Annotated in this window: 6 protein-coding genes; 3 read left to right on the forward strand and 3 right to left on the reverse strand. The window is 45.5% G+C overall.

Annotation, left to right across the window (positions count from 1 at the left end; all coding sequences use genetic code 11):
- Nucleotides 1-124: 124 nt before the first annotated feature.
- Nucleotides 125-358 (reverse strand): hypothetical protein, encoded by a 234-nt coding sequence (locus AC3A8L_RS18895; RefSeq protein WP_487963833.1) that lies wholly within the window; start codon nucleotides 356-358, stop codon nucleotides 125-127.
- 249 nt (nucleotides 359-607) lie between these two features.
- On the opposite strand from AC3A8L_RS18895, the gene AC3A8L_RS18900 reads away from it, so the two are divergent.
- From AC3A8L_RS18900 to AC3A8L_RS18910, 3 genes are all read left to right on the forward strand, one after another.
- On the forward strand, nucleotides 608-1534 hold the full coding sequence (locus tag AC3A8L_RS18900) for a DUF3577 domain-containing protein (protein ID WP_487963834.1): 927 nt from the start codon (nucleotides 608-610) through the stop codon (nucleotides 1532-1534).
- A 714-nt stretch (nucleotides 1535-2248) separates the two neighbouring features.
- Complete coding sequence (locus AC3A8L_RS18905; protein WP_487963835.1) at nucleotides 2249-3562, forward strand: hypothetical protein; 1314 nt, start codon at nucleotides 2249-2251, stop codon at nucleotides 3560-3562.
- 208 nt (nucleotides 3563-3770) lie between these two features.
- Nucleotides 3771-4781, forward strand: coding sequence for an exodeoxyribonuclease VII large subunit (locus AC3A8L_RS18910; RefSeq protein ID WP_487963836.1), 1011 nt, complete (start codon nucleotides 3771-3773; stop codon nucleotides 4779-4781).
- Nucleotides 4782-5051: 270 nt separating this feature from the next.
- On the opposite strand, the gene AC3A8L_RS18915 is transcribed toward AC3A8L_RS18910, so the two are convergent.
- Together AC3A8L_RS18915 and AC3A8L_RS18920 are read right to left on the reverse strand one after the other, a co-directional pair.
- On the reverse strand, nucleotides 5052-5630 hold the full coding sequence (locus AC3A8L_RS18915) for a hypothetical protein (protein WP_487963837.1): 579 nt from the start codon (nucleotides 5628-5630) through the stop codon (nucleotides 5052-5054).
- On the reverse strand, nucleotides 5630-6346 hold the full coding sequence (locus AC3A8L_RS18920; protein WP_487963838.1) for an AHH domain-containing protein: 717 nt from the start codon (nucleotides 6344-6346) through the stop codon (nucleotides 5630-5632). The genes AC3A8L_RS18915 and AC3A8L_RS18920 overlap by 1 nt, the downstream gene beginning before the upstream one ends.
- Between the last annotated feature and the right edge of the window lie 25 nt (nucleotides 6347-6371).

Here is a 6371-nt window from a genome sequence, read left to right on the forward strand (position 1 = left end):
TGGCACTTTCTGCCACCGCTAAAGCCCTGTATGCCATTTTTTCTTCCTCTCGATGCAATCACAGCCAATTTTAAATTAAAGCGCGTGTTGGTCAGTGTAGGCACTTTTTGAATATGTGCAATACCTAATCATTCACTGTGGGGTTTGAATTGATGTGATCCTTATATCTTTTGACCGCACGCTGAATGACTTCAGCTTGAGATGTGCCTAATTTGTCGGATAACGCTTTGACGTCGCTTCGGCACTCCGCTGAGACTTTGGCCGGAAGCGGTTTCTTTGGCTCGCGGCCGGTGAGTGGGCGACCCGCCCCTGGTCTTGCCCCGCCTCGTTTTTCAGTCTTGTCATTTTCTTTAGTCATTGATTATTCCTGTAGTCTCGTCGCCATTTTAAACCTAATTGCGCCGCAAATAATGTTCTAAGTGTTCACTTTTGCTACAATGACACTGTAAGCCCAGCGTCTTTCTACGCTGACTTTTATAAATTGATTATCCAAAGGCACATTTGATAATCCGCCGTAAGGCGCGTGCCTATCTTGTTAACCCATTGGGACAAACTATCCCAATGGGGTTAGTGCGTCCCCTTTTTTTATAAATTAGAGGACTTCACTATGACAACTTCAAATAATATTGACCGTTTTTTCAATGTTCACACAGAAGCCATGGGCTATTTGAGTGGTTTTGAAAAACGCAACGGTCGTAACGGTGCTTTTACTGTTGTGACATTTTGCATGATCGAGGGTAAAGCCTCAAATGCCGATAGTCTGTACGTAAGCTGCACAATTAGCTGTCCCAAAGCGTTAGAAATACTAGAACCCTTTGGGAGCGAGATTAACAATCGTGACATAAAAGTGTTTTGTGGTCTTCGTATTGCGAAGTATCGAGCAGAGCCTTTTATGTATCCAGCAACTAGCCCCAAGGCTGGGCAATTGGGTGTTAATTACTCGTCGAATTTGATTCGGGTTATGTATCTTAAGGTCGCAGATCGTGAGATTAAATTGCCTAAATCGGAATCACAGGTAACGACGGATTACGGTATACCCGCGCAATCCAAAGCTAAGCATGTTCCATCGTCCGCTGAGCGCCCTCGTCAAATCAAGTTGAGCAAAAGTGATCCTCATTTTGAGGTGATCAAGCAAAGATTGAAAGATGATGGTTATGAGTGGAATAAAGATGAGTTTTGTTGGGAGCTTCCAGCCGTCACGGTGGCAGTGAACAATCAAAGCGGTCAGGGTCCTACTATTGAGGTTCCTGGAGAATCTACGGACTTGCCGATTCGTGTTGAGCTACGTAAAGATGACCCTAATTTTGAGATGATTAAGCAAAATCTTAAAGATGATGGTTATAAGTGGAACAGTGACGAAGAATGTTGGCAGTTGCCGACATACTCTGTTGCTAAGGGTGATCCTAATCGCGCGGTTAAAGAGCGTGATTTGGCGCATTTAGGCTATGTAGATCGTGGTAATGGTGTTTGGAATGTGGCTTTTGGGCGCTCAGCGTACCAAAAGAGCAAACAAAACAGCGTTCAAGCGGCATAGTGTATAATTGGCGCTCAAAGATAGGTTTTCCTATCTTTGAGCCGCTTTAAATCTAGTTATCTCAAAGGGTGCCTAGCTTTAAAACGGTTCCCAGTCTCGCAGCTGTCTCTGCGAACCTTTAAGCCCCTTGTGGGTTTGGCGTCTCGATTGAGTTTAAACTGACGCAGCGTAATTGCTACTCAAGTGCTCCTCGGAGTAGTCAGCAAGTTCTTTCGTTTAGTTCATGATCTCCTCAGATCTCTTGCTGTTGGCTCCCCCAAAGTTGGAAACTTTGTCCTCTGCGCAAGCAGTCAAATGAGCGAGTGAGTCTATTTATAGGCTCGCTCAATCTTTTTTCGTTAAGTGGCCTCATGTTACCAAGCGCCTTGCTAAAATTGGCTTTTCTATGTTTAGTCGCTTTTAGCAAGGCTCTTTAGCCACTTTTCTTCCTGGCGCGACCGCGCGCGCTGTCAAATACGTGGACTCGTTGTGCAGAATTGACTGCGCACGATTGGGATACCGCTTGTAAATGTTTTGGCAAGGACATTACATATGGTTATTGGTGCTATGGGATGGTGCTGCTCAAAAAATTAAAAACCGGAGTCGATTGGCTTCGGTTTTTTTTGCGTTGATTTTAAGGGAGGGATATTATTTTCTTCGCTATGGAAGATCTTCTGGCTTAAGATTTGGCTAGTTTGTTAAAGTTGACACCTAAATTAGGAGAAATGCCGTCTTATGATTTATCAAGCTGAAAGGTTTGGTCATAAGTCAATTCCCTTCGGGATTAGCATTGATACTGGTGATTTCGTTGAAATCGGCAATGCTAAACGAGGCCGGAATTGTCAATGTATTTGTCCGTCGTGCGAGCAGCCTTTACAGGCATGTCATGGCAATGTTAACGATTGGCACTTCAAGCACGATACCAAGGGGGTCGATGAAAATGATCGCCCTATTTGTGATTTTTCAATTTGGCCCACTTTGCGTAAGTTTGCAGCTCAGACGGCTTTATCACAAGGCCTGACTCAATTAAAAACACCGGCTTTATCACGCTCTTTGAAGGGGTATACCCAAGAAGTAACAACATCTAATCTTTGTAATGTCCGTTATGTTAAGTCTGAAGATTGGACTGACTTGACTGCGACCTTTCCTGAGAATAAAGCCTCAAGCCGTGTGATACGTATATTCTTTACGTATCCAGGGCGCGATGGTGAAACCGAAAGTGAGGGCGGTAAGAATGGTTTACTTGAAGTGTCACTGCTTGGTGTTTTTTCTTTCCTGAAGTCCAAAACGCTGCACAAGGACATATTCGCCAATGCCGTCTGCCAGTTGTTAGCTGAGACTATTGATTGGAAGGTTTGGGTTTACCACCCTAGGCAGAACGAAATTATGGCAAGACTTGAAGCTATTGCGCAGACTTCAAATGGTGATGGTCGAGGTGAGCGAGCATTGTTTACTGATGATTTTGGGCTTAAACGCAAAGGGCTGCTAAAAGAAAACCAAGTGTCCCATGGAAGTGGCGCGTCAGATTGGAATGGTATATCTTTCGTGACCCCTTCATCTTCGGCTATAACCACAAGAACCTTTTACGGCCACGCCATCAATCGTTTAGGCGGCAGCTCTTCTGCAGTCTACACAGCATTTGTGTTGCCTGGTTTGTCATCTGAGTATTCGATACTCCATCTAAGTTATCTTTCAGGAACGATCGAGGTTCATCAAATTTCAGGTCAACTCTTCCAGAGCAGGCCAAGGTTTGATGTGTTTAGTCTTCAGCAGTTGAGTGAACGCTTGAACGGGCAGGAGGCGGGATTAACGTTCTTTCAGCTTGAAGTTGGCGTGTTTAATTGTGAGAATTTGGCTGAGTATATTTACAAGGCGGCTGTTGGTGAGCTTGGAGTCCAAGTGAGTGCTGTAGCTTTTCAGGCATGCCATGAGGGCGCTGAGGGCTGTTTTCGGAGAGAAAAAGCTAGGGCTATCTTCGGCAGTGATCTTTGTGGCGGGTTAACTGCCGTTGGGGCTTCTTCTCGAATTGTTATGCCGAACTACAAGTAGCTTCGTAATGGCCGGCCGCTCGGAGTAATTTGTAGGAGAGCTTGCATATTCCGCTCAACGTGATTATCTGTACCGCTTAACGTGATCACTTAATTCACTTCATGCAACTAAGATGGCTAGGGGCGCTTCCTGGAGAAGCCTTTGCGAGATTCGATTAATTCATTCATAGGAATATTACCTATCGCGAGCTCCACATATAAGGAAAATTATGAATAATGCAGCTAACCCGCAGTCCGATGAAAAGTCTATCGAAGCTCCTTCTTATGAAGTCGATGCTTTGCTCCAAAAATTAGGCGTTGTTGCGAATAACACTATTTGGAAGAAAATTGACAGCGTAATTCGGGTTCAGGGCTTAGTCGGTAAGGTCAAACCTTATAAGAACGTCGTATATTTTGATTTGAGAGGCGGCGAGGGTGCTTTGACGGTGAAAACTTCACTTGATATGGCGCCTCGAGAAGGTGACCGCTTGGTCGTAGAGGGGTTGCCCATATTGCGAGCCTCGAAGTTTTTTACCGGCCTGGATGTGCAGATCGAAGGCAGGCCTGTGGCTAACTGGGAACCATTAAACCAAGAACATGACTCCCTCGATCGTTTTAACTTGCATAAATCAAGCTATCACACACTTCATAGTTGTTTGTCGAATACACCGCTGGAAAAGTTTGGAATTTTTGGTACTGAAACGGCGATCCGCGATGTTCTGTCAAATCTCCCCGATGACTCCGTAGCCAATATTTCTACGCATGTTGTGCGTGTTTCGGATCAGCATTCAATGGTTGAAGATATAGCAATGGCGGTGCACTGTTTCGATGCTTTCGCTGTTGTAAGGGGTGGCGATGACGCCAGTCTGGAGATTTGGAATAGAGCTGAGCTTGTTTATGAGCTCTTGGCGCTTGATATGCCATTCTATTTGGCACTTGGACATAGTCACAGAGTGACTCTGGCAAATCAGTACGCTGATGAGAGTTTTCCTACTCCGTCTGCTTTTGGAAGCTCTATGAAAGGGCACATTCAGGGCCTTGAAGAGCGAGAAAGGATGCGCCAAAGTGTCGATGAGCTTCAGGCAAGGTGCTTAGATTATGAGGTCCGAAACAGGTCTCTTTTAAATGCGGAGCAGCAACTTCTTGACGCGGTTTCGAGCGAAAAAAGAAAACGTCGAAAGGCCATTTTCTTTGCTGTAATCACGATTCTAATTGTTGGGTTTTACTCCTATTTGACTTAACCTACCGTTTGGTGAAAAAGTGGAGCTCTATATAGGGTGCGAGCTGGGGTGGGGGTTTATAGTACTTTTCGAGTCTGCAGGTCGTGTATAAGGGGGGTACCAAAGTGCTTCAGTTTTTGTGCGCAGGTTGGTCTGTAATCATTGGTCATAACTATAAACAGTTTATACTTGGTCGAGGCTTGTAAGGGTGAAATCGACCATGACATGCTGCCCTTGGCCGCCTGTAAAATTCATTTCAAGTCAATAAGTGTTGAGAGCTCACTGGTCCAATTAGTTGTGAAACTCAACCAGCTCTGTACTAAAGCTAATACCCGTTAAGTCATTTGATTCAACAACCTCCTTGAACCAATCATTACAAAATAATGTTATGCAGGGTTCGTCGGGTGTTTTAAATACCCGGTTATCAGCGGCATCATCAAAAAATCCAATTTTCTCAGCGGCGCCCAGCTCTTGCAGGATTTTGGGTCGATAGGTTTTTGACGGATCGGCATTCACCATCGTAAGGCAGTTGAATATTCCCCAGGCTTCACCATTAACGGTAATTGGAAGGATCTCACCAAGTCCCTCAAGCGACGGGGCCAGTAGTCGAAGCGCTTTCGGCGATAAACAAAGTGAAGGGCCAACCCAGGTTCGAATATCTGGGCTAGCATCATCATCACAATCATCTGAACTGTATAGTTCCACATCAAACCCTGGCCACCAGGCTTTCATCGATAAGTTGTGGCGCTCAAACGCCATAAGTTGATCGAAGTCTGCATCGCTTGGCGCTGACTCAACAACGTCAAGAATGTCGAGATTGAGTGACTTAAGGCCATCAAGATTATCGCGAATAGCGTAGACATTTGGCATTACTTAACACCTGTGGCTTTTGGGATTACTGTTTTGGGTTCATGTTGTTGTAAGAGTCTACCAATGATTTGAAGTTGAGTTTTTATCGTATCAATATGACTTAACACTCTGATGGAGCGACTAACCCAGCGTTCATAATCTTTCGTGTGGTATTTCAGGTGTCCGCGCGATTCGGGCATTGACCAGTGTGGGGTGTATTCGTCTTTATGGAGTAAATAGACGCCATTTGCAGGGTCATTAATGCGAATGCCGAAACTGTGGAGGTAAGCGCGAGTTCTAGCGTTCACCTCTTTCACCTTGCCTGTGCCCGGAACGATGTGGTGTGCTGTGTGAAGTCGACTCGGTTTTATCTGGCCTTCAGCAAACATGTACGACTCAAGGACGCTTGTGGGGTGGTGTGCTTCTTGGCGTAACAGTCTCACCGCCTTAACTCTTTCTGCTCCGAATCCTCGGGTTGCATCGAGACCGCGTTCGCGGTACTCCTCCAGCTGGCCTTGAACCGAGGCTATAGCATCAAGTTTCCGTCGTTCGGCCGCCAAATAGGCAAGAGCTTCCGCCTTCTCGGCGGCTTGCTTCGCATTCAACTTCCCTTTGATCTTGATTGTATCAAAGTGCTTTTCGGCCATCTCCTCGTATCTGGCAATTGCAGCCTCGAAAGGTGATAGTTCATGATACATTTTGGTTGTTCTGACGCCGTTGTGATACTCCAATTTCATGGATATTCCTTAAGTTTACGGGGCG

It is taken from the genome of Marinagarivorans sp., from assembly GCF_982758155.1.